The 26,035-nt window shown below is 59.9% G+C and carries 25 protein-coding genes and 1 pseudogene; 10 read left to right on the top strand and 16 right to left on the bottom strand.

Features of this window, described 5'->3' with window-relative positions:
- Nucleotides 1-6 precede the first annotated feature (6 nt).
- The 4 genes from WN72_RS35950 to WN72_RS35935 all read right to left on the bottom strand — a co-directional run bounded on the left by WN72_RS35950 (nucleotide 7) and on the right by WN72_RS35935 (nucleotide 3,678).
- Complete coding sequence (locus tag WN72_RS35950; RefSeq protein WP_092212462.1) at nucleotides 7-1,128, bottom strand: PAS domain-containing sensor histidine kinase; 1,122 nt, start codon at nucleotides 1,126-1,128, stop codon at nucleotides 7-9.
- Nucleotides 1,125-1,919 (bottom strand): alpha/beta fold hydrolase, encoded by a 795-nt coding sequence (locus WN72_RS35945; protein ID WP_028170265.1) that lies wholly within the window; start codon nucleotides 1,917-1,919, stop codon nucleotides 1,125-1,127. Before WN72_RS35945 ends, WN72_RS35950 begins: the two co-directional genes overlap by 4 nt.
- A gap of 466 nt (nucleotides 1,920-2,385) precedes the next feature.
- Nucleotides 2,386-2,739 carry a hypothetical protein gene (locus WN72_RS35940; protein WP_014493189.1) on the bottom strand — a complete coding sequence of 118 codons (354 nt, stop codon included), beginning with the start codon at nucleotides 2,737-2,739 and terminating at the stop codon, nucleotides 2,386-2,388.
- 567 nt (nucleotides 2,740-3,306) lie between these two features.
- Nucleotides 3,307-3,678: a hypothetical protein gene (locus WN72_RS35935; RefSeq protein WP_014493191.1), complete on the bottom strand. Its 372-nt coding sequence runs from the start codon at nucleotides 3,676-3,678 to the stop codon at nucleotides 3,307-3,309.
- Nucleotides 3,679-4,163: 485 nt separating this feature from the next.
- On the opposite strand from WN72_RS35935, the gene WN72_RS35930 reads away from it, so the two are divergent.
- Nucleotides 4,164-4,841: a Crp/Fnr family transcriptional regulator gene (locus WN72_RS35930; RefSeq protein WP_014493192.1), complete on the top strand. Its 678-nt coding sequence runs from the start codon at nucleotides 4,164-4,166 to the stop codon at nucleotides 4,839-4,841.
- Between the two features lie 221 nt (nucleotides 4,842-5,062).
- Here the strand turns inward: WN72_RS35930 and WN72_RS35925 are convergent, their stop codons facing one another.
- The 3 genes and pseudogenes from WN72_RS35925 to WN72_RS35915 all read right to left on the bottom strand — a co-directional run bounded on the left by WN72_RS35925 (nucleotide 5,063) and on the right by WN72_RS35915 (nucleotide 7,354).
- Nucleotides 5,063-5,872 carry a transglutaminase-like domain-containing protein gene (locus tag WN72_RS35925; RefSeq protein ID WP_014493193.1) on the bottom strand — a complete coding sequence of 270 codons (810 nt, stop codon included), beginning with the start codon at nucleotides 5,870-5,872 and terminating at the stop codon, nucleotides 5,063-5,065.
- A gap of 126 nt (nucleotides 5,873-5,998) precedes the next feature.
- Nucleotides 5,999-6,884: pseudogene (locus tag WN72_RS35920) on the bottom strand (transglutaminase family protein).
- 74 nt (nucleotides 6,885-6,958) lie between these two features.
- On the bottom strand, nucleotides 6,959-7,354 hold the full coding sequence (locus tag WN72_RS35915; protein ID WP_028170267.1) for a response regulator: 396 nt from the start codon (nucleotides 7,352-7,354) through the stop codon (nucleotides 6,959-6,961).
- 581 nt (nucleotides 7,355-7,935) lie between these two features.
- On the opposite strand from WN72_RS35915, the gene WN72_RS35910 reads away from it, so the two are divergent.
- Nucleotides 7,936-8,196, top strand: a complete 261-nt coding sequence (locus WN72_RS35910; RefSeq protein ID WP_028170268.1) for a DUF1488 family protein — start codon at nucleotides 7,936-7,938, stop codon at nucleotides 8,194-8,196.
- Between the two features lie 714 nt (nucleotides 8,197-8,910).
- Here the strand turns inward: WN72_RS35910 and WN72_RS35905 are convergent.
- Entirely contained in the window at nucleotides 8,911-9,852 is a 942-nt protein-coding gene (locus WN72_RS35905) for a dipeptidase (RefSeq protein WP_028170269.1), read from the bottom strand.
- A gap of 273 nt (nucleotides 9,853-10,125) precedes the next feature.
- On the opposite strand from WN72_RS35905, the gene WN72_RS35900 reads away from it, so the two are divergent.
- Entirely contained in the window at nucleotides 10,126-10,884 is a 759-nt protein-coding gene (locus WN72_RS35900; RefSeq protein ID WP_080588732.1) for an MBL fold metallo-hydrolase, read from the top strand.
- A 710-nt stretch (nucleotides 10,885-11,594) separates the two neighbouring features.
- On the opposite strand, the gene WN72_RS35895 is transcribed toward WN72_RS35900, so the two are convergent.
- Complete coding sequence (locus WN72_RS35895; protein ID WP_155256740.1) at nucleotides 11,595-11,822, bottom strand: transcriptional regulator; 228 nt, start codon at nucleotides 11,820-11,822, stop codon at nucleotides 11,595-11,597.
- 902 nt (nucleotides 11,823-12,724) lie between these two features.
- On the opposite strand from WN72_RS35895, the gene WN72_RS35890 reads away from it, so the two are divergent.
- The 6 genes from WN72_RS35890 (at nucleotide 12,725) to WN72_RS35865 (ending at nucleotide 18,321) form a co-directional block, all read left to right on the top strand.
- Nucleotides 12,725-12,904 carry a hypothetical protein gene (locus WN72_RS35890; protein ID WP_014493201.1) on the top strand — a complete coding sequence of 60 codons (180 nt, stop codon included), beginning with the start codon at nucleotides 12,725-12,727 and terminating at the stop codon, nucleotides 12,902-12,904.
- A gap of 10 nt (nucleotides 12,905-12,914) precedes the next feature.
- A complete protein-coding gene (locus tag WN72_RS35885; protein ID WP_141379025.1) occupies nucleotides 12,915-13,163 on the top strand; it encodes a hypothetical protein in 249 nt (82 codons plus the stop codon).
- A 10-nt stretch (nucleotides 13,164-13,173) separates the two neighbouring features.
- The gene (locus tag WN72_RS35880) at nucleotides 13,174-13,596 is read left to right on the top strand and encodes a hypothetical protein (protein ID WP_143130526.1); all 423 of its coding nucleotides are present in this window, start codon (nucleotides 13,174-13,176) and stop codon (nucleotides 13,594-13,596) included.
- A gap of 173 nt (nucleotides 13,597-13,769) precedes the next feature.
- Nucleotides 13,770-14,708 (top strand): cupin domain-containing protein, encoded by a 939-nt coding sequence (locus WN72_RS35875; protein WP_014493203.1) that lies wholly within the window; start codon nucleotides 13,770-13,772, stop codon nucleotides 14,706-14,708.
- A complete protein-coding gene (locus WN72_RS35870; RefSeq protein WP_014493204.1) occupies nucleotides 14,705-16,990 on the top strand; it encodes a glycosyltransferase family 4 protein in 2,286 nt (761 codons plus the stop codon). Before WN72_RS35875 ends, WN72_RS35870 begins: the two co-directional genes overlap by 4 nt.
- 32 nt (nucleotides 16,991-17,022) lie before the next feature.
- The gene (locus WN72_RS35865; RefSeq protein ID WP_014493205.1) at nucleotides 17,023-18,321 is read left to right on the top strand and encodes a glycoside hydrolase family 130 protein; all 1,299 of its coding nucleotides are present in this window, start codon (nucleotides 17,023-17,025) and stop codon (nucleotides 18,319-18,321) included.
- Nucleotides 18,322-18,381: 60 nt separating this feature from the next.
- On the opposite strand, the gene WN72_RS35860 is transcribed toward WN72_RS35865, so the two are convergent.
- From WN72_RS35860 to WN72_RS35835, 6 genes are all read right to left on the bottom strand, one after another.
- Entirely contained in the window at nucleotides 18,382-18,675 is a 294-nt protein-coding gene (locus WN72_RS35860) for a hypothetical protein (RefSeq protein ID WP_225895068.1), read from the bottom strand.
- A 390-nt stretch (nucleotides 18,676-19,065) separates the two neighbouring features.
- Nucleotides 19,066-20,046 carry a sensor histidine kinase gene (locus tag WN72_RS35855; protein WP_014493207.1) on the bottom strand — a complete coding sequence of 327 codons (981 nt, stop codon included), beginning with the start codon at nucleotides 20,044-20,046 and terminating at the stop codon, nucleotides 19,066-19,068.
- A gap of 1,006 nt (nucleotides 20,047-21,052) precedes the next feature.
- Nucleotides 21,053-21,634: a Crp/Fnr family transcriptional regulator gene (locus WN72_RS35850; RefSeq protein ID WP_014493208.1), complete on the bottom strand. Its 582-nt coding sequence runs from the start codon at nucleotides 21,632-21,634 to the stop codon at nucleotides 21,053-21,055.
- Between the two features lie 278 nt (nucleotides 21,635-21,912).
- Entirely contained in the window at nucleotides 21,913-22,296 is a 384-nt protein-coding gene (locus WN72_RS35845) for a hypothetical protein (RefSeq protein WP_014493209.1), read from the bottom strand.
- 357 nt (nucleotides 22,297-22,653) lie between these two features.
- A complete protein-coding gene (locus tag WN72_RS35840; RefSeq protein ID WP_014493210.1) occupies nucleotides 22,654-23,274 on the bottom strand; it encodes a general stress protein in 621 nt (206 codons plus the stop codon).
- A 25-nt stretch (nucleotides 23,275-23,299) separates the two neighbouring features.
- The gene (locus tag WN72_RS35835; RefSeq protein WP_014493211.1) at nucleotides 23,300-23,617 is read right to left on the bottom strand and encodes a hypothetical protein; all 318 of its coding nucleotides are present in this window, start codon (nucleotides 23,615-23,617) and stop codon (nucleotides 23,300-23,302) included.
- A 229-nt stretch (nucleotides 23,618-23,846) separates the two neighbouring features.
- Here WN72_RS35835 and WN72_RS35830 point away from each other — a divergent pair, with 229 nt between their 5' ends.
- The gene (locus tag WN72_RS35830; protein WP_039153471.1) at nucleotides 23,847-24,353 is read left to right on the top strand and encodes a YciE/YciF ferroxidase family protein; all 507 of its coding nucleotides are present in this window, start codon (nucleotides 23,847-23,849) and stop codon (nucleotides 24,351-24,353) included.
- 145 nt (nucleotides 24,354-24,498) lie between these two features.
- Here WN72_RS35830 and WN72_RS35825 read toward each other — a convergent pair whose 3' ends face one another.
- Nucleotides 24,499-25,824, bottom strand: a complete 1,326-nt coding sequence (locus tag WN72_RS35825; protein ID WP_014493213.1) for an MFS transporter — start codon at nucleotides 25,822-25,824, stop codon at nucleotides 24,499-24,501.
- Nucleotides 25,825-26,035: the final 211 nt, after the last annotated feature.

Below are 26,035 nucleotides of genomic sequence, written 5' to 3'. Positions count from 1 at the left end.
TGCATGTTACGCCAGCGGCATTGAGAAACTAAAGCGGGTCTCCGCGGGTGTCGATGCGACGGTCAATGCGCCCCCATGCGCCTTTGCGATCTGCGAGGCGATGTACAGCCCAAGTCCAAGCCCTTGCTTGCTCGCACGGGCCTTGCCGCGGAAGAACGGTTCGAACAGCTTGTCCATCACCGTTTGCGGAATAGCCTCACCGGCATTGGCGACCCAGAGCTCGAACAATCCATTTCGCGTCTCGGCGTGAACGGTGATGGGCTTGTTGGCCGTGCCATGCGTCACGGCGTTGCCGAGCAGGTTGGAAAGGAGCTGGCCGATGCGGATGCGATCGCAGTTTACCGGCCCGTCGACGGCAAACTCGAATTCGATGACGCGACCGGGCGAAGCCAGCCTCAGTTCGTCGATCACCTGGGCAAGGTCGGGCTCCAGCGGTCCTTTCGCATCGTATTCCAGGGTAATGCCGCCGCCCAGACGACCGCGTGCAAAGTCGAGGACGTTGTCGATCATCGAGGCCATGCGCATGACCGTCGTCTGCATCATGGCGACGATCTGCTGCTCCTTCTCATTCTGCACGGTACGGCCGAGAAGTCTCGCGCCGGCGCTGATGGAGGCGAGAGGATTGCGAAGATCGTGACCAAGTACGGCGATGAACTGTTCCCGCAGTTCGGAGGTTTCGTGCTCGAGCAGCAGCACTTCTTGCGTCGCCCTTTCGGCAGCAATGGCCAATTCTCGGCCGGCGAGGAGCTCCTGTTCGTAGCGCCGTCGGTCGGTCGCCTTGATCAACGCAAGACGGATCAGCAGCAGCTTTTCATCCGCATCGCGGCGCTCGTTCGCGTTGGCGATCATGTGGAGCGGCTCACCGGCAGCGGTCACCATGTCGATAGCGAATTCGTTGAAGAAGCCCTGCATCCGCAGCAGCGGCGCGATATGAGTTTCGTAGTAGATGCGGCCTGGCATGGTCAGGAAATCGGTGAAACGCTTGCCGACCATCTGGTCTGCCGGGTGCCCGCTCCACGCCAGCAGGGTCGGGTTGACATGCTCAATGCGGCCGTTCGGGTGCAGGGTGACGTACCCGCACGGGGCGTTGTTGACCATGTCCTCGAAGTCTGGACCGGAGACGCTCACGAGACGAAGGCTCGAATCGCCGCGATGACCTCGTCGGGCGCACTGAGGTTCGGGCAATGCCCGGTCGCGTTCAGGACGATCATTCGACCGCCGGGGATACTACGGGCAACGAAATCGCCGACCTCCTGGGAGGCGATGATGTCCTCCTTGCATTGGAGGACGAGGACTGGAACGGAAACTTCCGCGAGATCCTTGCGGTTGTCGGAGGTGAAAGTCACACGGGCGAACGCTTTGGCAATATCGGGGTCCGTGCGGCAGAAGCTGTTCGTGAGCTCCTGACCGAGTTCCGGGCGGTCGGGATTGCCCATGATCATCGGCGCAATCTGTGTTGACCAACCCATGTGGTTGAATTCGAGAAGCGCGAGCAATTCACCGATCTGCTCGGCACTGAACCCGCCAACATATCCTTCGTCGTCGATGTAGCGGGCTGAAGGGCCGATGAGCACGAGCTTGCCGAACATGCCTGGCGCTTGTCGCGCCGCCAGCACGCCGATCATGCTGCTGACGGAATGCCCGACGAAGACGCAATCCTTCAAACCTAGCTCGGCGCCGATTTCGACCACGTCGTCGGCGTAACCGGATAAGGTTGAATACTTGGCCCAGTCATAGGCCGACAGATCGGATCCGCCGGCGCCGACGTGGTCGAATAGAACCGTCCTGAAGTCCCTTTCAAACGCCGGAGCCACGAACCGCCACATGTTCTGATCGCACCCGAAGCCGTGGGCGAAGACCATCGCCCGGTCGCCCGCGCCACGAACGTGAACGTTATTCCGTTCGGTTACATTTGCCATAAAGCCTCCCTTACGCATCATCGTGCAGTTTTCTATCTTTGCTAAGCGCAATGCGGCCCTGGCCAGGAGCACTCGTCGAGCTTTGGCTCCAGGGCAGCGTCTCGGTTCTGCGTCGCCCAGATCAGAACCATCAGGAACATCATGATTTCCTACCCGTGTAGATGACCAGCTGCCGGATATCGCTCGAGCCATCTGATGCAATCTCGAACGGCCCCAACGCCGGGACAGTTCCAGCGGGAAGCTGGCCGCGCTTCAATGGAATGATCTGGCGAGATCAGAGCCCGCGACTGGCGACGCGCGTCCTGCGAACTGTCGATCCACTCCGCGTCCGAAAGTCACATCTTCGATCTCGAGGCGGTGCATCTGGGATGCTGTAGTTGACTGCTGTTCACACTGATGACGTCTCAGCCATTGTCATGGCGCGCCCAATGTCGCTTGACCGACGAGACCCCACGCCATCTCGATATCATCTACTGGGCGGAAATGTGCCACGAGTGACGGCTCCACTTGCATCCGCTTCATCGTCGCGCCGAACCAGATAGACCAAAGGCGAGTCGTCCGCAGCTCTCTCCGTCTTCGCGTCGACGTAATACACTTCTTCTGCTGGATCGGCGCGACGCACCCTAATCGGAGACGTCCCATCCCAAAGCGGTCTGTGTCCGAGCGTCATTCGCTTCAAGTCCTCTAGGAGCCATTGCTCCTGGCCGAGTTCTCTGGCCTGGAAAAGCGTGGCAGCCATGAGCGCTAAGATCGGCTGGCCATCGATCTCCAGCACGAACACGCCCGCAGGTAACTCCTCGGTTTTCACTGGCACCATCATCTGAACCACTCCTTTTCCTCGGCCGGTCGAAGCGGTCGAGCCCCCGGGGCGAGATTCGGGCCTCTTGTCCGTCGACGCTTGCGCTCCGTACGTTCCTCGTCCGATGTAAGGCGCATCGCCCGCTTGTCGAACCGCGCCTGGCACGGCTGGCAACGAGCTGGCGGCCCCCAACTTTATCTTGTCTTGCAATGCTTGACTTCGTCATCAGGGACAGCCGGTTCACCGCTTGCGTCTGGCAAGGCTTCGCAAGGAAGACGCGATTTGCCGCCGCTGATTTCGGTCAGGTCCTGGGGGGAGCGACCGAGCAAACCGGAGCATCTGATGGCGCAGTTGAACGAGCTGCGAGACGCTGTAGCCGATTTGTTTGTCTGTTCGCTTGCGCAGAAGTGACGACATGACATCGACCATGGCCAGGCGGCGCGCTGACTTTCCTTCACCGAGAGCTACGGAAGTCATATTGAAACCTGGCTTGGCGCCTTGCTGGTCAATATTGCTCACTCGCAAGTAAATGTGCCGAATCCGGCGAGCCGGAAGCATACGCTTCGGTCGCTGCCTGCCTTCAGGATACTAGGTCAGCCTATGAAATGCCGGGGGCAATGCTTCTCGAACCAGTTCACTTAGATCCAAGGTCTCGCCACTTTCGGAAATGTCAGAGAACAGGACCTCCACGAAGGGATGTTGGCGGTTGAACGCGGCACCTCGCTCGTATTTCGCGCGCACAATCCGTTGGAGTGCGGGGAGGTTCAGTCTGCCAAGCGCATTGTATTGATCTCGGAAAAGACTTTGACGTCCTCCAAGATGCTCGACGGATTCCGCCCAGACGTCCATCACCTTCCGGCTCATGAATGCCTCGACCTGCTTGTTGCCATCCCGTGCAATGAGTCGGAGCCCGTCCATCGTGTGCGGTCCTTCATCGATTCGAAAGCGCGCAAGTGGCATGGAATCCTCCTGTTGTCGGCGACCTATTCAGGCCGGCAGCCTGTCGCGGGGCGTTGCACTCAATTGGCCCGATGGTCCGATCAGACACACAGGATATGGGTATGGAAGCGTCGAATAGCGAGGGGGTGCAAAGCAGGGCCCGCAAGGAGTTCGGGCGCTGCCTAACTCCATGGTGAGCTATATTGACCAGCGCGTCGTGCCGCCGGGTCGGCATACTTCCATGCTCCATCGTAAAGTCGTGCCACGCGCAGGGCGACCGTCGCTTCGCCCGAGAATGCCTGCTGATGGGCGCGCAATGAGCCGCGCCCTTTGGAAAGTGGCTCTTCCCTAGAATTGCGAACAATCAGGGAGTAAATTCTGCCCAATAGGGCCGCTGCCGCAAGGTCTGGCCGGCAAGGAGCAACCGTTCGTCGCTTGGTCAAGAAAGCCGTTCCCTGGCAGCCGATCGAAGCGAACAAGTTTGGTCGATTCAAAGGAGTCCACGCGTGGCGAAGCCGTCCAAGGACACGTTCGATCCCCAACATTTTCTCGGCAAGGTGGGCGCCGGCAAAGCCATTCTGACGTTTCGCAAGAACCAGCATGTGTTTCAGCAGGGCGACGCTGCTGACTCGGTGTTCTACATTCAAAGCGGCAAGGTCAAGCTGACGGTCGTTTCGGAGCAGGGCAAGGAGGCAGTCGTCGCCATTCTCGAGCCCGGTCAGTTCTTCGGCGAGGGATGCATGAATGGTCATCCTCTGCGGATCGCGACGACAACGGCGATGGAAGATTGCGTCATCACGTCGATAACCAAAGAAGCGATGATGTCGGCTATCCGTGAAGAGCCGAAATTCTCCCAGCTGTTCATTTCGTATCTGTTGACCCGAAACAGCCGGATCGAGGAGGACCTGATCGACCAGCTATTCAATTCCAGCGAACGGAGGCTGGCTCGCCTGCTGTTGCTGCTCGCGAATTTCGGCAAGGAAGGCAGTCCGCAGCCGATCAGTGCGAGCATCAATCAGGAGACACTGGCTGAGATGATCGGGACCACGCGATCGCGGGTCAGCTATTTCATGAACAAATTTCGAAAGTTGGGGCTCATCAGCTATAATGGCCACATCGAGGTCCACAACTCGTTGTTGAGTGCGGTGTTGCACGAGAAGCCCGTGCTCAGAGAGCGCGACTAGAGAGACTCCCAAGCGACGGCCCCAGAGCGTGGGGGCGCAATGAGGCCGTCATTTCCTCGGATGCTGTGGGGGGCGTTTGCATCCGGTCGTCCTTACCAAGTTGCGCCACCGACATTCGTTCCGGCAGAAGCTCAACTCGCTTTCGTACGGTCAAGTCGAGTCGCAAGTCCGGGATCATTTCTCTGGAGCGATTCAGGGCTCAGCCTCACTTCATCCTGTGCTCACGAATGGATCTCGTCGGTCCACACCTTGAAGCTGACCAAGGTGTTAGGGCCAAACGTCTGGGTAATCGGCACGTCGGCCGCGTCACGTCCTTGAGCGATCAGAACACGTCCAATCCGGGGGACGTTGTTGCGTGGATCGAATGTGTACCAACGTCCGCCGATGTAGGCTTCGAACCATCCCGCGAAGTCTCCTGGGGCGTAGGGGGGAGGCATGCCGATGTCGCCGAGATAGCCAGTGCAGTATCTGGCGGGAATGTTCATGCAGCGACAGAACGTGATGGCCAGATGCGCGAAGTCTCGGCAAACGCCCTTGCCTTCGTTGAAGACGTCCCGGGCCGTCTTGGTTGCGCGCGCGTGTTCGTAGCCGAATTGAATGTGATTGTGAACGAAATCACAGATCGCCTGAACACGGGCCCATCCGGGCGAGACCTTCCCGAAAAGTTTCCACGCGACATCGGACAGATGATCGGTTTCGCAATAGCGGCTGCCGAGCAAATATACGATCGTCTCTGCCGGCAAGTCCTCGACCGCGTGTTGGGTAGCCGAGGGCACAACGACGTCCGGCAAGCCGGTGTCGCGAACGATCCCGTCAGCCGCCAGGCGCATTCGACCGGCTGGAGCAACGATGCGGCTGCACCAATTACCGAAGCCGTCACGATAGGGGACGATCGCAACGGAGGGCGTGGTGGTCAGATAATCGGGCACGACGACGTCCGATGCCCGAGAGAAATTAACGCCCAGGACCATGATCATGGGTGTGTGCTGCGGAAAGTCGTAGATCATCTCATAGCCGACCAGGATATTCACTCGGCGTCCTCCAAAGTCGACAAATTGCCGCGGCTGCTTCGATCTCGATCGTGCCTATCGAGCGTGGCGTTCGGAAGTTCCAACGCGCTGGCGGGGGGCGTGTTCCTGCCTCTTCATTGAGCGACATTACGACAGAGCCGCCGCTGTTTTGACGTTCACGTCCACATCCATCCCAAGCTCGTCCTCACGAGCTCCCCAATAAGTGCCGAACAGGGGAATGGCCTGGCTTGGGACTCTGGCCACCGCCACGCGGATCAGATCGCGGTTTCCGACGATTCCATTGGTCGGATCGAACTCGACCCAGCCGGAGCCGGGGACGTAGATCTGGCACCAGGCATGGGTGGCTCCCCCGCCCAGCCAGACAGGACCATCGCGATCCGGTACGTAGATATAGCCGGTGATAAAGCGTGCGGCGAAGCCGAGGCTTCGTGCAGCTTCAATCATCAAGACGGCAAAATCCCGGCAGGTGCCCTTCCTGCGTTCGAGTGTCGTAGAAGGACTTTGCGTTCCTGGCGCCGTGCGGCGGTCGTAGGCGAAGCCATCCGAGATTGCTTCATTGAGGGTCATCAGGACCTGTCCGGTAGGACGTCTGGTCCCGCGCACGAAGAAACGTGTCCAGCCACCGGCCGAGATGGTCTTCGGGGTCTGAGAACCACCTCTGAACATAGGGTGCCAGGTCGGGCGCCTCCTCCGCCTGATATGCAAACGGATGGTCCTTCGCGTGGTCCTCAATTCTGAAGTCGGGCGCATTCTCCGGCGTGTGATCGACCTTGATGACGCACTCGAATCGCAAATTGTCGCTGTCACAGCCAAACTCGACCTGCGCAACACAATTCCCGAAGACATCGTGCAGCCACCTCACTTCCGAGGGCTCGGGCGTCACATCGAGCGAGAAATCAATCAGTCGCTGGTCGAAACTATCGCGCGGGCGCGCCATCAATTGATGTCGGCCGAGCCGGACCGCACGCCGGTACCGATATGTCGTGATATGCCGGACGAGGAAGATCGCCATGGTACCGCCGATCGACGAGAGGTGAGAGCTTGCTCGATGGCCGCTTGACGTGGAGAGTCGGACGATGTTGGGCCCTATAACGCGCCTCGGGCGTGGCCAATCATCCTACGAATCCCAGCTTTGATCTGCCAAGCCTGGAGCGGCTTACCATAGAACTCGCTGCAAGGGGGAAGATCGATGCTCGGCGGGTTCAATTGCTCGGACATCAGGATGACGTCGATCGCCGGCCACCGACTACGCACGGTGTGCGCAAGGCCTATGCCGTCCATGCTGCCCGGCAGCTGGATGTCGGCGCAAACGAGCGCGATGTCGGATCTGGAGCTCAGGATTGCGAGGGCTTCGTCGGTATCCAGCGCTTCCAACGGCGTGTAGCCGGCGTCTTCCACCATGCCAACTGCGCGCCTGCGGAGCACCATCTCGTCTTCTACGACGAGAACGAAGACTGGAATGCGTGATGGACCGAACGTCATTGAGACTCCCCGGCATACGGCTGCTGTGGGTGCGCACCGATGATGGGCACGCCCCTCTATGTTCCCGTCTCGCTGCCGCATCCCTTTATCCGTTGAGATGTAATTTCATGATCTCAGAGAGTTGCGCCGCTGCGGCCCGCGGGCGGCTACCATTGAATGAGTACCGCACCAGCGATCACAAACGCGAAGAAGATCGGCAGCAGGACCGGCGGCACCAGCCACGCGCGCAGTCCGAATTTGGAGATGTTTGACATATTGACCGCCTCTTGGTCGCGGCGGGAGCACGATGCTCTCAGTCACCGATAACAGCCGGGAAGCACGCGGTGATATTCAAGATATGGTGCCCGTCCGCGGAATAGCGAGGTCAGGCAGAAACTATTTGCTGTGACCGGGGCGAACGGGATTGTAGTTCGCTTTCCACGTAGCCATCTAAGAGTTTGCGGGACCTCAACGCTCATCCAGCGCCAGGTTTGGCACCGTCGCTCGTAAGGGCGGTCGCAGATCGGCCGTCCAAAAGGCAAATAGCGTCGAGCTGGCAAGGCAAGGAAGTCCCCTTTCCACAACGGATCTGCCCCGGCCACATGATCGAGTTTCCAAACCATAGCCGTTCATACGACCGCACGCGGCGTGCCGTGCGATTCTGGGGACACGATAGCGCCATTGAGGCATCGTTTTTTATCGAAGAAGAAGCGCTGAAGCGAATTCAACCCGATACCTGCTACGACGAGTCGAGCCTTCTCCACGCGTTCGATTCCAATCGGGACTTGATATGCGCCGCCGCCGCCAAGGTGTACGTTCGCGGTACCAGGGGCTCTTACGATCTCGTCGCCGGCAATTTTTGAGCCGATCGGCGCCTTTTAAGGGTTTCGCACCCGAACCAAATGAACCCCTCTGCCTGTGCCTATAGGCAGATGGAGTCTCTTTCTGTTTCAAGGCAGGAGCGTAGCCTTTTCTAGCCCGGCAATGGTCTGCCCCAGAGAGTTGCAAACGCCCTCGAGCAGTGATTTGCACTCGACGCCGGCCGCATCTGGACCGATGGACTGCGGTCCTAGATGTCAAGGAGTGACTGCTAACGCATTTGCTGCAGGCACATGGGTGTCCGCCCCGCTTCAGCAGGTCGGATATGTCCCTCGACCGATCGACGGTGGTACAAGAGCAAATCAATAGTGCGATAAGCCGTCGTTTTTGTTGAATGGGTGAGCGCGGCGGATCCACTATCATATCTGACCTGCCACCGAACTTTCATCCGGCCGCGGTTAGTCGCTTCGGAGACCCCGTGCTTGCGAGCTAGGTCGGCCGTCTTCGCCCCGGCCTCATGCTCAGTCCATATCCGCCCGTTGTTCAGGCGGGCTCCAACAGTCGGTTGATGCACTCGACCACCGTTTGACCACCGAAACCCCATGTACAAATAGCGATAATGAATGCGATCGGCGCACGGGATCGCAATTCTTTGAGATCCGGATAGGGTAGTGATAGGGACTAGTCGATACGGCGAGCTTCAGCCAATGAAATCGTTGATATCTCCTATCGATGTTCGCGATGAGCATCGATAGCCGTCACCCGATCGTTCTCCTGATCACGTCGATCCAGTTCGTCGAGCCGATCTTGGTCAGGAGCTCGCGCGAGTAACCGTGTCCTTCGAGGGCCGCATAGAGTGCCCCAAGTCCTGCCGCGGAGCCGATTTCTTCGGGGACGATGGCGCCGTCGAAGTCGGACCCCAGTCCGACGTGGTCCTCGCCGAGCTTCTCGAGCAGATAATCAAGTTGGCGAACCATGAGGTCGATCGGCGTATCGGGGCGCATCTGCCCGTCGCTGCGCAGGAAGCAGGTCGCAAAGTTCAAGCCTAGCATGCCTCCGCTGTCGCGAATGGCGGCAAGCTGGCGGTCAGTGAGATTGCGTGGAGACGGGCAAAGGGCGTGGGCATTGGAGTGGGTCGCGACAAGTGGAGCCTTCGAGAGTCGTGCGACGTCGAAGAATCCCTTTTCGGTGATGTGCGAGAGGTCGACCATAATCTTCAGCTCGTTACAGGCCTGAACAAGGCGCCTGCCGGCTGCAACCTCAAGCAGATGCAAATCCTCGTCGATCGCATCTGCGCCCTCGAGATGAAGGATCACGGCGAGTGACTGGCGATCGATCGCCGCTTCAATGTCGGACGATGTCGTGCAAAGCGCGACCCGTCCGTTCGATCTGCGGATGACACGCATCAACGTGGCAATCATCGCGAAAATTGGAGGCTGGGCTTCGCCCAGCGTCAATCGGGGTGGCATGTCGAGAGCGTAACTTTCTCCCGTCATGTTGTTGAAGTCGGTTGGGGCCGCCACCGAGGGCGAATAGAGTGCAAAGAAGCCGCCGACAAAATGCCCCGCTGCCGCCTTTGGCAGGTCGATGTGACCCTTGGGTCCGCCAGCGAGAAATTCTCCGACCGGATCAACAGACGTCGATCTCAATAGCCGCAGGAGGGCGTCATTGTGACCATCAAACGTCCTGATCGGAGTCATGTGTTCACGCTCGTCGTGCTTGGGGTATGGGCTTCGCCACTGAAGCTCAATTCGGTAAGCGATAATAGAAGCAAGCTCGGCATCGGCACGTTACCCGTAAGGCAACGAACAATCCGTATGTCGGCACGCGAGCGGCGATCACGAGCTTCGGGCTCATATCCACCACTACGCGGAGGGCATAGCCAGCGTCGATGCCTCCAATCGACGCCATGGGTCTCCGCGAGGTGTGGGCGCCCGCCTAGATCATCACCTATCCAACCTCAGGAGATATCTATGCGCAAAATACGCCTGCCAATTGCCCTTGTTCTTCAAGTATTTCTCTACGGAACGTCGCCGAGCTTGGCTCAGTCGATGGCGCCAATACCGCACGTCGCGGTGCAGGGCGCCGATCTCTATCGCTTCCGGGTCGGTGCGGTCAACGTCATCGCCTTGTCAGACGGCACGGTGCCGCAGGACCTGTATGCCCTGCTGACCAACACCACTCAAGCGAAGACGGACGCCCTTCTCGAGGTGAGCTTTCTGCGCAATCCGATCGAGGCGTCGATCAACGTGTTCCTGATCGCGCTGCCTGATCGCCTCGTGCTCGTCGATACAGGTTCTGGCGAGCTCTTTGGGCCAGGAAACGGTGGCAAGCTCCTATCCAGTCTTGCGGCGGCCGGCTACCGGCCGGAGCAGATCACCGACATTCTGATCACCCACGTCCACACCGACCACAGCGGTGGCCTGGTCGAAGGCCAGAGGATCGTATTTGCGAACGCGACGGTCCGTGTCGGAAAGCCGGATGTCGACTTCTTCCTGAACCCGGCGAATTCCGCCGAGTCAGGTTACGACCGCAAATACTTCGACGAGGCGATCAAGACTCTCAAGCCCTATGTGGACGCCGGAAAGGTCGCTGCGTTCTCGAGCTCCACGGAAGTCGTCCCCGGTATTTCAAGCTCGTCGAAAGGTAACATCGTCGACTTCCAGAGCGCGTCCGCACCGCGCCTCAAGGGCCGCCTTCTCCTCAGGAGATCGTCGAGGAGGTGGAGATGACGCCGCAGGAGATGTGCCGTCAATTACGTCAACAGGCGCATCCGACACGATGGAAGCGCGAGGGGCGTCCGGCATGAAGCGCTGGCGGCGAATTCACATGAAGCGCGACCGGCAGCGGCTGGCTGCCCCTTCCGGCGGGCTTCATCTTTCCCACGAAATCACCTCGATGGGTGCAAATCGCCTTGAAGCCAGCGGCCAAGGGCCTTGGACTTCATGGGGTCTTCATATGCAGCAAGGGTCTCAAAGACCTGATTGCAGACAGCGCATTTGAACGTATGCAAGTCGAGGTCCCTGGCGGGGTCTGGCTCGATGCTGACGAGCATCATCGCGGCGTAGCACTTCGGACAGGCGGGGCGCTCAAATGGAGCCGGAAGAACGGCGGACGACAGGTGCTGAGATTGGGCCATGGGTGCTTCCCCACAAATAGGCGGGAGCACAAAACTCTCGGTCACCGGTAATGCCGAGTGCGGGACCGGTGATGGTGCAACTATGCGCCCCAGGGAAGTCAAACGCGAGCTAATTCGAGCCCTGGCACCAACCGCTGGCGGGCTTTTCACGGGGGCACCGTGGCGCGCGCGAGCTACCGCGCGTCATGGGTGCGGAAAAGCAGAAGCGCGGGTCGCGCAGAATGAGCGACTGCCAGCAGCTGGCTGCTCACGCAAGGCGGCGAAAGGCGCACCTGAACAGGAAGACCCGCTAACTGATCAGCTTTATCTGGATCGTCCCGGCTTAGGCGCCGGGCGCTGGTTCGCTTTGGAGATTTGCGTTCGAGTCTCTCGTGCTTCCTTGGCCAATCTCAGTTCCTTGAGGCGCGCCATGTTTTCGCGAATATCAACGGCATTTTTTGCCTCTTCTTGCAAGACCACCTCGCGATGCGCGACCGCAAGGCGCTCTCGGTTCGCTTTGGCAGCGCGATGAAGTTCCCGATCGTCACTCATCTTATGGTCTCCGGCCTCGACATGCGGCTTGGAACGGTTAGCGGACCTCATTAGGCGCTCGGTTGAGGGCAGGAAGGCGCCCGCTTAGGGCTTTGCAAACCCGTCCGATGGTTTCACGGGCGTATCTCAATGTCGCGCCCATCGGTGCCTCAGTCCCAACAGCGTTCTCTAGGGCCACCGGCATCATCCGCCTTCTGTTCGGCGCGGGCGGCCTAATTCGCGCAAGGAAGGCTCCTCTTCCGGAGCAGTCGACGGGTCGATCGTCTGGGCTGTGGTGGCGACCCTGCAACGATCAGCGCCACGAACAATCTCTTCATGGCTCATAGCACGTGCCGGCTGAGAAGTCTGACTTTGTTTCGTCGTCGCCTCATGGGAGTGAACGATTCAATTCAACTCTGCGGGTACGGCGAGGGCGACGACCGCCAACGGAGGCAGCCTCAATGCTGCGGGGTCCCTATTTCGATAGATCAGGGAGGCGCAGAACAGTTGCTTGGTTGTGGAGCGAACCTCAATCGCCATTCGGGACGTTCGTGGAAGCTGCTCCGGACTTCGAATTCGAGCCAACGACTCGCATCACTCGATGACCTCGTCGCTTTGTGCAAGAAGCATCGCCCGGCACTCCGAGGCGGAGAGCCCTGCAAATTCGCTCTCGCTGCTGTTCCTCGACGTTTTAGCGCTCGCTATTCCCAGGACGTAAGCGTAGAGTTGCTCATCACCGCCCATCCTGCGGCTTTCACCGGTGACTGAGGGTAACGAACGCTCCCGCCGAAAGAAAGGAAGAGGAGCGTGGATGTCTCGATCTCGTTTGGCAGCCGACTGGATCGTGTCGCCGGTGATCTTCCTGCTGTTTCCTGTGCTCCTGGTATTTGCAGCGGTTGTCCCGCGTGGATAGCGCAACACGAATGCAATACCTGGTTGGCGGCCACAATGGAGCCGGCCGCGTCAATCTGAGTCGCGACACGGTGGCTGCCGCCTTGAAGAAGGCGCGGGAGCTCTTGCAGGAAGGCTATATGGACGTGCGGATCTGCACGCCGCGAGGCCAGATCCTGCTGCCTGACGAGTTCGATAAGCTCGAAGCCTGAGGGAACAGCTGTGCTGCCGCGCCAGAGCAAACGGCGGGCAGACGGTTTTCGCCTCGGCAGAAAGAAAACGTTGCGGGATGATCGGCGTGAATATTGTGCGGAAAGGCAGCTGGACAAAGAGACGGCGACCTTAGTCGAGGAGCGCGCTGTCGACGCGTCGCTGCCGCTTTGCAACAGCAACTCGGATTTTGCGGCAACGCCGCCGTGTCTGTTCTGGTCGACTATCGAGTTTGATCGTAATGGATGGCTGCGCCTATGAAAGGCCGGACATGTTCAAGTCTAAACAATATCGTGCAGAAGCGGCCAAATACGGCGAACGGGTCAAGGGTTCGACCGATCTGGATGAAGGCCGCAAACTTCAGGAACTGCAGGACCGCCTCGTCTCGCTTGCTGATAACGAGCAGAGACTGGCGGACGACTACCACGACGCAGTTCATGTCATAGGCCCGGACCAATCTCGCGGCGCGGCCCTTGCAAGCGAAGAGGAACGCGTTCTGCGCTGTCTTGGCGCGGCTGTCATCATGCAATGGAACGCTCTGCCGACGACGTTGCAGCGGGAGATCTTCGACACCGCTGGATCGGTCGGCAAGTTGCTGGAGACGGCGGAGCTTCGTGGGCAGATCGCGCGATTTCTGCACAAGCACAAGAATGAACGGCAACGAACATTGATGAAGGCACGCCCGTCTTTATGAACGCGCAAAGGTTGTTATCGGATGCCGGAGTAGCCACCTGATGGAGGACACGATCGGATCGCGGTGACAGCGCGCGTCGCGAGCGCGACGTTTTTTTAGCCACGCCAGATCTTACCGACCGCACCGACCAACAGCAGTCGCTTCGAGATGCGCGTCAAGGGTAAGGACAATCCATGACCATCGAACATGCCTCGGTGCAGGTTGCGCGCAAACCATGGGGGGTCGCAGACATCCGACCATGGAGCTGCATCGACGTTTCGGGCGACCCCGTCGGGGAGTTGTGGTTCGAGCGCATCGATAAAGATGCACCAGGCTCCGCCCTGCTGCTCAAGCTCCTGTTTACCAGCCAACCTCTGTCGATCCAGGTCCACCCCAACGATGAATTCGCGCACGCCATCGATTTGCCGAACGGGAAGACCGAGGCATGGTACATCCTGTCAGCAGCGCCGGGCGCGCGGGTAGCGCTGGGACTGACGCGGCGCCTCACGCCGCAGGCGTTGCGCGCAGCGATCAGGGACGGCTCGATCGCCGGTCTCGTGCAATGGCGCCCTGTTGCGAAGGGCGACTTCATCTGCGTCCCCGGCGGCACAATCCACGCCATCGGCGCCGGTATCGTGCTCGCCGAGATTCAGCAACGCAGCGATACGACATTCCGCCTGTTCGACTTTGGCAGGCACCGCGAGCTGCACGAAGACGACGCGGTGGCCGCTTCCGTCGCCGGGCCATCCCAGGCTCAATCCGCTCCGCGGCGTCTCACGGACGCACGAAGAATTCTCGTCGCGAGCCCACAATTCGTGCTCGAGCGGGTCGATTTCCAGGCCAATTCGCAGTGGGCGCTCGATGCCAACCGGGAAACCTGGATGCTCGTGATCGAGGGGAAGGGGCGCATCGGGCATACGGATGCGACCGTCGGTGACGCGATCTTCATTGAGGCAGACAGCGCCGGCATCGCGATTGGCCCGGACGGAATGAGCGGCCTGGTCGCCTATCCGGGACCGGATCCCATGGTTTCGCTGATGCAGGACTGCACCGGACGAGCGACCAAGTCTCCCGATGCATCCACCGGCACGGGCTCCAGGAAATCGGGCAAGATCATCGAGGCACAGACATGACGTCGCTCCGCCGCATCGCCCTTATCGGCAACTCGCTGCCTCGCCGTTGCGGAATCGCAACCTTCACGACGGACCTGCAGAGAGCGATATCGGCGTCACGCCCTGATCTGGAAACCTGCATCGTGGCGATGACCGATCGCGGCCAGGCCTACGAGTATCCGCCGGCGGTCGCTTTCCAGATCAAGGACGACAATGTCGAAGACTACCTGCGTGCAGCGGATTTCCTGAATGCCGGCCGGTTCGATACCGTGTGCCTGCAGCACGAATTCGGCATTTTCGGCGGCGAAGCCGGCGCCCATATCCTCCCGCTGCTGGCGCGCCTGACCATGCCGGTCGTAACGACGCTTCATACCGTATTGGCCAACCCGTCAGCCAAGCAACGCGCGGTCATGGAGCGCATCGTCGATGCGTCGTCGAAGGTGGTGGTGATGGCCAACAAGGCTCGCGAGCTACTGCGCAGCGTCTACCTCGTGCCGGACGACAAGATCGAGGTGATCGCCCACGGCATTCCCGATGTCGCCTTTGCCGGGCCCGATGCGGCGAAGGCCAGGCTCGGATTTGACGGCAAGTCGGTCATTCTGACGTTCGGGCTGCTGTCCCCCAACAAGGGCATCGAAGTCATGATCGATGCAATGCCCTCGATTCTGAAACACCGCGCGAATGCGGTGTATGTCGTGCTCGGCGCAACGCACCCCAATCTGGTTCGAGACCAGGGCGAAGCCTATCGTGAAAGTCTGATGGCGCGGGTCCGCGCGCTGGGCGTCGAGGACCACGTGGTGTTCCTCGACCGGTTCGTAGATCAGGCCACGCTGCTCGAATTCATCTCGATGTGCGACGTCTATGTCACGCCCTATCTCAACGAGGCCCAGATGACCTCTGGAACCTTGGCTTACAGTTTTGGGCTCGGGAAGGCGGTGGTGTCGACGCCCTACTGGCACGCACGCGAGCTGCTTACTGACGGATGCGGAGTTCTGGTACCATTCGGCGATGCGGCGGCGATCGGCGGTGAAATTGCCAAACTGCTCACCGACGACCCGCGCCGGCAAGAGATGGGCCAACGCGCATACGCCATGAGCCGGATGATGACGTGGGAACGCACGGCCGAGCGTTACATGTCCGCCTTCGAGGCCGCGCGGCAGGGTCATCGGCTCAAGGTCTTTGCGCGTCCCGATTCCGGCGCGCCGGAACCACGCGGCCCCGCTGCGCCCGACATGCAGATCGGCCATTTCATGACGATGTGCGACGACATCGGCTTGTTCCAGCACGCGGTTCAGTCGGTGCCGGATCGCTCGCACGGCTATTGCGTCGATGACAATGCCCGGGCGTTGCTCTTGGCCTGCGCCCTCAACAATCCCGGCGAACAGGCGTTGCCGGAAATCCTGACGACCCGCTTTGCGGCGTTCGTGCAGCATGCGTGGAATCCCGACATCAGGCGATTTCGCAACTTCATGGGCTTCAACCGAACATGGCTCGAGGACAGAGGCTCGGAAGACAGTCACGGGCGGACGCTATGGGCATTGGGCGAGGCGGCGCGCGGAGACGCAAGCCCGTCGCGGCGCAGGTGGGCCACCGATTTGTTCGCCCAGGCTTTGTCGACGGCCGAGAGCTTCAGCTCGCCCCGCGCGTGGGCGTTCATGCTGCTAGGTCTGGACGCTTATTGCACTGTTGCTCCGGATGATCTCCACGCGAGGGAAGTCCGGCATGCGCTTGCTGACAGGTTGATGTCCTGTCTTGCGTCGGTAGAGACGCCGGACTGGGTGTGGTTCGAGGAAGGGCTCGCTTACGACAACGCGCGATTGCCGCAAGCCTTGATGCTGACAGGGATGACGACTCAAACGCCGCAATACCGCGATGCCGGATTGCGCTCATTGCGCTGGCTGATGACGCAGCAGACGAGCGTGGCAGGTCATTTCCGGCCGGTGGGCACCGCCAGCTTCGGCGAACAGCGGCAACATCCCCGCGCCTTCGATCAGCAACCCGTGGAAGCCACGGCAACAATCGCTGCCTGCCTGACGGCGTGGCGTGCGGACGGCGATGCCGAGTGGAAAACCATGGCCATGCGCGCCTTTGGCTGGTTTCTGGGCAGCAATGATCTGTCCGTAGCACTGGTCGATCCGCACACCGGGAGCTGCCGCGATGGATTGCATCCCGATCGCGCCAACGAAAACCGTGGAGGCGAGTCGGTCGTCTGCTATTTGCTTGGACTTGCGGAGATTCGTCAGCTCGCGCGCGTCAACACCAGCCTGAACAAGCCCACGTCCTTACGCGCCGTGGGCGCTTGAATTTCCCTTTCATCCAGCGACCTGAGGATACCGTGTCACAAGCTACCTTCCTGAACCGGCAGGCGCTTCATCTGCGTCCCGATCCCGCGCGAGTTATCGTGCGGCCATTCAAGCCGGCGACTGAACCGCGCGATCTCAACCCCACCGACAAGATGCGCGCAAATCATATCGTCGAGCGAGTTCTCGCACTCGATCAGGAAGCCGTTGCCGCTCAGCTCGCGGACGTCCTGGACAATTTCAAGGGGCGGCATCGCAACCTGTTGGAAAGATTCGAGGCCCGCGCGGACGAAATGGAGGACGCTTTCGCGACGCATGGCGTCTTCTCAAAGAAGCAGCGCCAGCTGGTCGGCGCCTATTTCCTCAATGAGTATTCATTCGAAGCCTCTGCCTTGTTCAATCCGAGCATCGTGGCGCACCCCGATCAATCGGGAGCGCCGAAGGGCGGCGTGCGCTTCATCCTCAGTCTCCGTGCCATAGGCGAAGGGCATGTATCGTCACTGACGTTTCGAACCGGGACCATTGCGGCTGACGGCAGTCTGGCTGTTGATCCGACGGCTCGGCTCGCGTCGATTCCGAGGATTTGCCATCGCATATCGGGGCCGGACGGCGAGCGTGTCGAGCTGATTTTCAAGCCCGAAGAAGACCTGACCGAGCGCGTCATCTTTCCCGTCACAGAATCCCAATCGAACGGCATAGAGGACGCGCGCTTTGTCGAATTCAGCGACGGCGATCGAAAGACGTATTACGCGACCTATACCGCTTACAGCGGTCGAGCCATCCGCTCCGAATTAATCGAGACCAGTGATTTCACGTCGTTTCGACTGGCGCCCCTACGAGGGGCTGCGGCTCGGAACAAGGGCATGGCACTGTTCCCGCGCAAGATCGGCGGCCAGTATGCCATGATCGCGAGGCAGGACAATGAGAACCTGTATCTAATCTATTCAGACGACCTCCACACGTGGGATGGCGGTCAAGCCATTTTGAAACCGCAGTTTCCCTGGGAGTTCGTCCAGATCGGCAATTGCGGGTCGCCGATCGAACTCGATGAGGGTTGGCTGCTGCTGACGCACGGTGTCGGCCCGGTCCGCAAATACTCGATCGGTGCGGCGCTGCTCGACAAGCACGACCCATCCAAGGTGCTGGCACGTTCGCGCGAGCCGCTATTGCGGCCTGAACCATCCGAGCGTGAAGGATACGTCCCTAACGTCGTTTATACGTGCGGCGGGATGCGGCACAATAACCAGATCATCCTGCCATATGCCGTGTCCGACACATTCTCAAATTTCGCAACGATCGAGATTTCCGAGCTCATAAACGCGATGAAATGCTAGGGCGCGGCCAGCTGATCTCAGGAGCATACATCCAGTTCAATAGCTGCTTTTGTTCCCGAGCTACTCCTGCGCCTTGACGCCAGGCCGCACGCTTATCCTTGCGAGCTCGCGACGCTCGTCCTCTGTCAGCTGCCAATCCTCGCACTGGCTGCAAAGCTGCGCGAAAACGTCGTGTAATTGGCTTCGGGCTACCCTGACGATCTCGGTATCGTCGAATTCGCAAGACTTCAGGAAAATTGGCAAGGTAAAACTGGTCTGACGGCTTTCGAACTGAAACGTCAGGCGAATGTCCTCGCCACGTTCATTCGGCAGAATCACCTCGATGCGTGCGATCGTAATCTCGAACATATTCATGCGCATCTCCTTGTCGCCCACCTTTCCAAGTTGGTCTCGCCCGGGAGCGAAGCGTTCTGGCTGCTCTCCGGCATGCGCGAGCCGGCGCGGTCAATTGGAATTGCGGCTTGAAACTGTTGTGCTTCGTGCTGCGGTTGCTGTGGCATGGTGGGCAACGCCTTGGCGTCGTCCACGGGAAGCGGCATATCCGCAGCGTCCCGGGCTGGCCTTTCGGGCGGATTGCCGGGTTAGGCGCAGGCGCTGGCCGCAGAGGTCGAGCGGATGGGCATTGTGCGAGGCCGCCCCATGCAGTCTCCCGGAAGTGCCGGCCACTCCGGAGGGCGGACCTGATCTCTGTCTTCCAGGCTCCGCGTTGCGCCGGACGCTACTGTGCGAAGGTCTCAAGGTTCCTCACCTTGCCAGGCGATCTTTGCTCATGATCAGCGTAACGACCAGCCCCTCTTCCGACCAGTCGAATGCGATGGAGCCACCGAGTTGGGCCGCCATGCTCCGCTGCACCAATTTGCTTCCAAAGCCATCGAGCCTTGCGGGAGCCTTAAGAGGCGGGCCGCCCCGCTCGGTCCAGGTCACGACGACTTCGTCGCCATGGGCATTGCACGACACGTCCAAGGTGCCGCTTGCCAGCGATAGCGAACCGTATTTCGCCGAGTTCGTTGCCAGTTCGTGCAGCACAAGAGCGAGCGTTGTACTCGACATCTCGCCGACATTCATCTTCGGCACCGAAACGCGAATGCGGACGCTCGCCTCTCTTTCGTCGTAAGGCGCGAGCAAGATGGAGACGAGGTCACCAAGAAGCGCTCGTTCGCTCTTCCTTCCCGGTATGGGGCGAATGAGATCCTGTGCACGTCCCAAGGCCATCAGCCGATTTGTTAGCTCGTGGGCCATGTCTTCTTTGGTTGCGGCCGAACGCGATGTAAATTGAGTAAGCGCGGTCGCGATAGTCAGAAGGTTCTTCACGCGATGGCTCATCTCACCGGCAAGCAACTCGTTCGCTTCTTCGGCTTGCTTGCGTTGGGTAACATCGAGGAAGATGCCAAACATGGTTCGATCGGCGATGTCCGCATCGTCGCCTTGCCCGCGCGCGGAGATCCAACGGATGTCGCCGTCGAACAAGATGCGAAAGTCAATCTCGTAAGCGCCTACTATTGCGCGAGTAGCGGCAAACGCAGACCTGACTCGTTCCAGATCAGCAGGATGGATGTTCCTGGACAAGATCTCGAATGTGATGTGTTTTTCACTCTTCGGAACGTCCCACAGGTCGTAGGCGCGTTCGTCCATCGTAATAGCGTCCGTATCCACGTTCCAGGCCCACAAGGCCACGCCGGCGGCGTCGGTCGCAGCACGCAAGTGCTTTTCATTCCAAACCGGCATCGATATCTTATCGGACGACATCCGCTTTGCTTCCATCTTGTACACTTGTACACCGATAACGGCTGAGGGGCGCGGTGGTGCCAGGCAGCGCATGTGAGCGGAAGAACGAGGCTTGGCGGAATCAATTTCCGTGATCGGCCCGCGCCGGCCGGCCTGCGCACTCCGACATACGCGCCGCGAGCGGATAGGAATGAGCCTTGCCTTAGTCGGCGTCCGTGATCCTGCCCTTGCCTTTGCATGACTGGCATTTCGCTGGGTAGATCTTTCGGCCCGGTTCCACCGGCTGCATCGTCGGAGCGAAGCCCGTTCCGCTGCATCCAGGGCAGGTATGCTCTTTGATCTTTAGCGTCATATCGACCTTTCAGGTTCCGCGGATCTGCGGCCAACAATTTCATTACAGATCGCGCGCTTCCATGATCGATCACGCTTCAGCGGTCCGTCCTGCTTCTCGCGCTCCTGCACCAAGCCAAACAAGAGCGGCCCGAGTTCGGCACTGGTCGAGATCTCGGGCCGCCCGAACGGCGCGGGGGCGGCCCGCGACGCCCGGCGTCATCCGATCACATCCAGCTCGCGGTCGCTGTGCAATTTTGCTCACTCTTCGACGCGCCACTTGTTGGTCCCCACCTGCTCACGCGCCCTGATGCCGGGCACGCGAGGTAAGACCGGTCTGAGGTGCCTTCGAATTGAAACGTCGGCCGACCGTCCTCGCCGTGTTCGTTCGGCGGAATCGTCTCGATGCGTGATCTGTATGCTGAATGCATTCAGCGCATCACCTTGCTTGATCGACCTTGAAGCGACTTCCCTCGGCTTGATCTCGATCTCGATCGCGCTCGGCAGCGATGCTGCCGCGATCATACCAAATGACAACCATACTGGATCGCGATCAGCATCGCAGCGATCCGGCGAGAGGGCGAATGCCAAAGACCGGCGAGGGGGCCGACGTGCCCGACCTCCAAATGGCGATGCCACGCATCTGCAGTCGATCAATCGACCGGTCGCGCGCCGGTCAGTCCTTCCGGCCCAGCTCCGACTTCTCAATCAGAACGGCGTTCAGGAGCGAGCTATGGACCTCGATTTTTCCATTGTAGCTGATGAAGCCAAGCCTGCGGAATTTATTCATGAAGAAACTAACCCGCGATCGGGTCGCGCCGATCATTTCGGCAAGTGTTTCCTGGCTGATCTTGACCCCAATAGGCTGCGGGCTGGTTTCCTTGCCGAAATTCGCGAGCAGAAGCAACAGCCGCGCCAGACGTTTTTCGCTGGAGTTGAATAGTTGGTCGATCAGATCTTCTTCAATTCGGCTATTGCGCGTGAGCAGGTACGCCATGAACAATTGGGAGAACTTGGGCCTGCCTTCGAGCGCTGAAATCATTGCCAGTTTCGATATTCTAGTGATGATGCTGTCTTCCATTGCCGTAGTCGTCGCGATACGCAATGGCTGGCCGTTGAGACAACCTTCACCAAAGAATTGTCCCGGCTCCAACATCCCGACGACGGCTTCCTTGCCCTGGTCGGAAACGACCGTGAGCTTGATCTTTCCTTTTTGAATGTAGAAAACCGCGTCCGCGACATCTCCCTGCACGAACACGTTCTGACCCTTGCCAAGCTTTGAGATCGATTTTCCTGCCCCAACCTTGGCGAGGAAGGTCTTGGGATCAAACTTGTCCTTCGCGGGCTTGGCCGAATGGACGCTCTCATTCCCTAGGTGTAGTGCCCCGTAATATTAGCAGAATGTCCGATTCGTGGAAGGCGCAGCGCGGGAGAGCGGGAACGGAAATCACATCAGGGAATTCCGGCCCGCAAGGGGGGGCCAGGTATGGACATCCCGAAATACTGCGCAGATCGCGCCCTGCGCAGGTTCGCCGGCTATCCGCGTTGCTCCACCGCTTTTTCGCGGCCGAGCGATTCGGCACAAGCCCGTGCAACGGCCGAGTTTGGCTCGGTGCTTCCCGGCATCGTGGCCCAACCTCCCTTTTCGACGAACTTGCCTTGTTCCGATACATAGGTCGCCTTCTTCATTTCGGTCAGGTTCGCCGAGGCATCAGCGGTCTGTCGAAACTTTTCAACGCAGATGGGTGTGAGAGCTGCGACGACGGCCGTCGCAGCGCGGCTTGCAGCGAGGGTCTCTGCGGACCCACCGGTCACCCAGCCGCCCCAGCTGAAGCCAACGATCGCCAGGGCCATCGCCCCAGCCACAGCACCCCACAGAACGGAGCGCGCGGTCGCCTTTGTCTCCCGGGAGATGTCCATGATGTCGCCTTTGACTGAGAGGATCGAGATAGCTTGAGGAAGCCAAGCATGTCGATCGCTGGGCGGCTGTACCAAATTGCTCATTCGGCGTGTGGAGGCCCAACTCGGATGGGCACAGATGTGCCGCATGCCCCCGCCCGCGTTGTGTGCCTATTTGAACAGACAGCGCAGTCTACCCGCGCTCTATTCTTGAATTGCCTGACTTGAAATCATACTTCCGATCAGCCCGGCCCTCGCGGCCGGGCTTTTCGTTCCGGCTCCATCGATCTGAGATCCATTCCAGGGGGTTTGCTTCGAAAGAGTTTCTCCACGTAGGTCGAAAGAAAAGGCCCGCCGGAGCGGGCCTTTGAATGTTGCCTAGCGAAGCGCGCCACCGTATTGCTGCCGCTCCTTGCGAATCTCCTCGGCGCCGTAGGGCTTGCTGGCCGGATCGAATGATTTCCACCCGGCCTTTTGCCAGGCAGCGCTGCGGTCACGCAGGTTGATGGCCGACTCGTTCAATATTGCATCGAAGCGAGACTGGTCTGCATCGGCCACGCGTGCCGACACCAGCGTGCCGCCACGACGGACGCCCTCGGCATAGGAGTGCGCGTCCTCTTCCGAAACGCCAGCCTGCGTCAGCGCTCCGACAATTCCGCCGGTAGCTGCACCTGCGGCTGCGCCGACCGCCGTCGCGGCCAGCCAGCCGGCTGCGACAACGGGCCCGAGGCCGGGGATCGCCAGCAGGCCGAGCCCGGCAAGAAGGCCGGCCGTGCCACCCACGCCCGCACCAATGCCGGCGCCTGTCCCGGCACCCTCGGCGCGATCGTCGACCCCATCGCCGTCGCGGTCCACCTTCTTGTCGGTGTTGAACCAGCTGTCTGAATTGTTGGCGACGATGCTGATGTCCGAGTGCGGCACGCCTGCGGCTTCCAGGCGTCGAACAGCCTGCTGGGCATCATTGTGGTTGTCGTAAAGACGAGAAATTGTAACGGTCATGCTGAGCCTTCCTTACTTCGCGCTATTACTTGGCGCTATTGACGTTGCCCTGAAAATCGACGCTGACCGCAGCGACTGAGCCGCTCTTGCTCGCCTTGCCGCGCCAGACACCATTGTCGTCCTTCTTCAACTCGGTGACGTTGGTGTAGCCGGCATCCTCGATCTTCGACTTGGCTTGTCCTTCGGTGAAACTGTTACGACCGGCGACGGGAGCGTTGGAGTTGTTTTGACCGGGGCTATTGACGGCGCTGTTGTTCGGCCCCGACTGCGCGGGCGGATTTTGCGCCGAAGCCGTGGTGGCCGCCAATAATCCAATGCAAATGAGCAGAAGTGAACGTTTCATAGTTTTCTCCAGTGTTCAGGTGGGAGCCCAATCTCTCGTCGCCGCGTTAGTTCCTCGCGCCGCAGCGTAAGTGGAGTTCCGCGGCGGCTAGGTAGCGCTTCAGTTGCCGGGAACGCGGTCGCGTATCGCGCCGGAGGTTGCGACGACTCGTCAACTGACGCTTGAGGAACTTAGCCGGACGCGCGGGATTGCCTCCCACAATCCCCCCCCCACATCGCGGAGATGGACCATGGCGAAAATGAAGAAGCTCGAAGACCTGTTTCACGACACTCTCAAGGACGTCTATTTCGCCGAGAAGAAGATTCTCGCGACCCTGCCGAAAATGATGAAGGCTGCGCAGCATGCCGACCTCAAGGCCGCTTTCGAGAAACACCTTGGCGAGACCGAAGGTCAGATCGAGCGCCTAGAGCAGGTGTTCGCCGAAATCGACAAGAAGCCCCAGGGCAAGACCTGTGATGCCATCGTGGGTATCGCGAAGGAAGGGCAGGAGATCATGGACGAGTACGAGGGCATGCCCGCCCACGATGCCGGGTTGCTCGCCGCTGCGCAGGCCGTCGAACACTACGAGATGAGCCGCTACGGCACGCTTCGTACCTGGGCCGAGGAACTCGGTTACACCAAGTCGGTCAAGTTGCTCCAGCAGACCCTCGACCAGGAACGTGCGACTGACGCCGCGCTGACCAAGCTTGCGAAAGCCGTCATCAACCTGGACGCTGAGCAAGACGAAGCAGCGTGAGTGAGCGGGGCGCGGCCCGACCGAATGCGGCGGCGTCCGTTATCTCAACATGTCGGCTGCAGGCTCGCTCCACTTCGTTCGGCACGCTTTCACCGCTGCCGAACGAAGACGTCCCTCATTTTAGGGGCGTATGACGATTCGCGCATTAGTGCGCCATCGCGATCTCACCCGACAAATGCTCGCGCCTTGCATCAATCCGCAACATCACGACAACGATCGCGCCCGCCAGCGCGCACCCCGCCAGCAGGAGAAGGCCGGCGGTAAAGTTGCCGGTCAGATCCTTCAGATAGCCCATCGCGTAGGGACCGGCGAAACCCGAAAGATTTCCGAGCGAGTTGATCGCGGCAATGCCGGCGGCGGCCGATGCGCCCGTCAGGAAACTCGCCGGCAGCGGCCAGAACATCGGGGGTACCGCGGAGACGCCGATCTGTGCAAAACAAAGCAGCGCCATGACGACGACGGCGTTTGAGACGAACCCTGCCAATCCGATTCCAATCGCGGCCATGAGCAGTGCCACCGCGACGTGACCCTTTCGTTCCATGGTCCGATCCGAATGACGACCGAGCAGCACCATGCCCACGGCGCCGAAGACAAAGGGCAGCGCCGCAAGCAATCCGGTCTGGGTATCGCTGACGCCAAACCCCTTGATGATGGTCGGCAGGAAGAACGCCACTCCGTAGCTTGCGGCATTCAGGCAGAAATACACCAACGCGCACATGAGAATGCGCGGATCCGTGAGCGCCTGCCCCAGGGACAGGTGCTCGACCTTTTCCTTGTTCAGCTTCTCGGTCGCCTGCACGTTCTCCAGCCACGCAATTTCATCCCGTTGCAGCCAACGCGCCTGGCGCGGCAAATCGGTCAGGTAGATCAGGACGCCGATGCCCACCAGAACCGATGGCAGCGCCTCGAGAATGAACAGCCACTGCCAGCCGTCCAGTCCCCAGCCGGTCAGGCCTAGCAGCATCCCGGAGATTGGCGATCCGATGATGGATGATATCGGGATCGCCAGCATGAACAGGCTGATGACCCTGGCGCGGTAAACCGCCGGGAACCACAGGGTCAAATAGAAGATGATGCCCGGAAAGAAGCCTGCCTCGCAGGCGCCGAGCAGCAGACGGAGCGAGTAGAAGACGCCCGTCGTCGGAATTCCGGTCGCCGCCGATATCGATGGGATGAACGCGAAGGCCGCCGAGACGATCCCCCACGTGATCATGATGCGGGCGATCCACACGCGCGCGCCGACCTTCTCCAGAAAGATGTTGGACGGTACTTCAAACAGAAAATAACCGACGAAGAACAGGCCTGCGCCCAATCCAAAGGCTGCTTCACTCAAGCCGAGCGCCTCGTTCATGTGCAGCTTGGCAAAGCTGACATTGACCCGGTCGAGATAAGCCACGAAGTAACACAGGATCAGGAACGGAATGAGCCGCCACATCACCTTGCCGATGACACGTTTCTCGACGTCTTGCATGGCGCAGCCTCTCGCTTGGTAGTTTGAGCTCCATGTCCCATTAAGCGGTAGCGTCGCCAGCCGACAGGACTGGCACGCCTCGTGGCGTCGATCTGGCGAACAAACGCTTCGATCATTCGCGCCGCCTCACTCCGCACGGCAAAGATAGTGTGAAACGATCGTCAGTCTGAGTCTGAGCAAAATTGATCACAGCATCTGTTCCTGTCGGCGC

This window comes from Bradyrhizobium arachidis, from assembly GCF_015291705.1.
In the GTDB taxonomy this organism is placed as follows: domain Bacteria; phylum Pseudomonadota; class Alphaproteobacteria; order Rhizobiales; family Xanthobacteraceae; genus Bradyrhizobium; species Bradyrhizobium arachidis.
The sequence above is the reverse complement of the archived record's forward strand: the minus strand, read 5'-3'. Positions and strand labels throughout refer to the sequence as shown.

Excerpts from the sequence above, each read along its gene's own strand:
- WN72_RS35945 (WP_028170265.1), bottom strand. The coding sequence starts at position 1,919 with ATGGCAAATGTAACCGAACGGAATAACGTTCACGTTCGTGGCGCGGGC.
- WN72_RS35940 (WP_014493189.1), bottom strand. The coding sequence starts at position 2,739 with ATGATGGTGCCAGTGAAAACCGAGGAGTTACCTGCGGGCGTGTTCGTG.
- WN72_RS35935 (WP_014493191.1), bottom strand. The coding sequence starts at position 3,678 with ATGCCACTTGCGCGCTTTCGAATCGATGAAGGACCGCACACGATGGAC.
- WN72_RS35915 (WP_028170267.1), bottom strand. The coding sequence starts at position 7,354 with ATGACGTTCGGTCCATCACGCATTCCAGTCTTCGTTCTCGTCGTAGAA.
- WN72_RS35910 (WP_028170268.1), top strand. The coding sequence starts at position 7,936 with ATGATCGAGTTTCCAAACCATAGCCGTTCATACGACCGCACGCGGCGT.
- WN72_RS35905 (WP_028170269.1), bottom strand. The coding sequence starts at position 9,852 with ATGACTCCGATCAGGACGTTTGATGGTCACAATGACGCCCTCCTGCGG.
- WN72_RS35900 (WP_080588732.1), top strand. The coding sequence starts at position 10,126 with ATGCGCAAAATACGCCTGCCAATTGCCCTTGTTCTTCAAGTATTTCTC.
- WN72_RS35895 (WP_155256740.1), bottom strand. The coding sequence starts at position 11,822 with ATGAGTGACGATCGGGAACTTCATCGCGCTGCCAAAGCGAACCGAGAG.
- WN72_RS35890 (WP_014493201.1), top strand. The coding sequence starts at position 12,725 with ATGCAATACCTGGTTGGCGGCCACAATGGAGCCGGCCGCGTCAATCTG.
- WN72_RS35880 (WP_143130526.1), top strand. The coding sequence starts at position 13,174 with ATGTTCAAGTCTAAACAATATCGTGCAGAAGCGGCCAAATACGGCGAA.
- WN72_RS35875 (WP_014493203.1), top strand. The coding sequence starts at position 13,770 with ATGACCATCGAACATGCCTCGGTGCAGGTTGCGCGCAAACCATGGGGG.
- WN72_RS35870 (WP_014493204.1), top strand. The coding sequence starts at position 14,705 with ATGACGTCGCTCCGCCGCATCGCCCTTATCGGCAACTCGCTGCCTCGC.
- WN72_RS35860 (WP_225895068.1), bottom strand. The coding sequence starts at position 18,675 with ATGAATATGTTCGAGATTACGATCGCACGCATCGAGGTGATTCTGCCG.
- WN72_RS35855 (WP_014493207.1), bottom strand. The coding sequence starts at position 20,046 with ATGCCGGTTTGGAATGAAAAGCACTTGCGTGCTGCGACCGACGCCGCC.
- WN72_RS35845 (WP_014493209.1), bottom strand. The coding sequence starts at position 22,296 with ATGGACATCTCCCGGGAGACAAAGGCGACCGCGCGCTCCGTTCTGTGG.
- WN72_RS35840 (WP_014493210.1), bottom strand. The coding sequence starts at position 23,274 with ATGACCGTTACAATTTCTCGTCTTTACGACAACCACAATGATGCCCAG.
- WN72_RS35835 (WP_014493211.1), bottom strand. The coding sequence starts at position 23,617 with ATGAAACGTTCACTTCTGCTCATTTGCATTGGATTATTGGCGGCCACC.
- WN72_RS35830 (WP_039153471.1), top strand. The coding sequence starts at position 23,847 with ATGGCGAAAATGAAGAAGCTCGAAGACCTGTTTCACGACACTCTCAAG.
- WN72_RS35825 (WP_014493213.1), bottom strand. The coding sequence starts at position 25,824 with ATGCAAGACGTCGAGAAACGTGTCATCGGCAAGGTGATGTGGCGGCTC.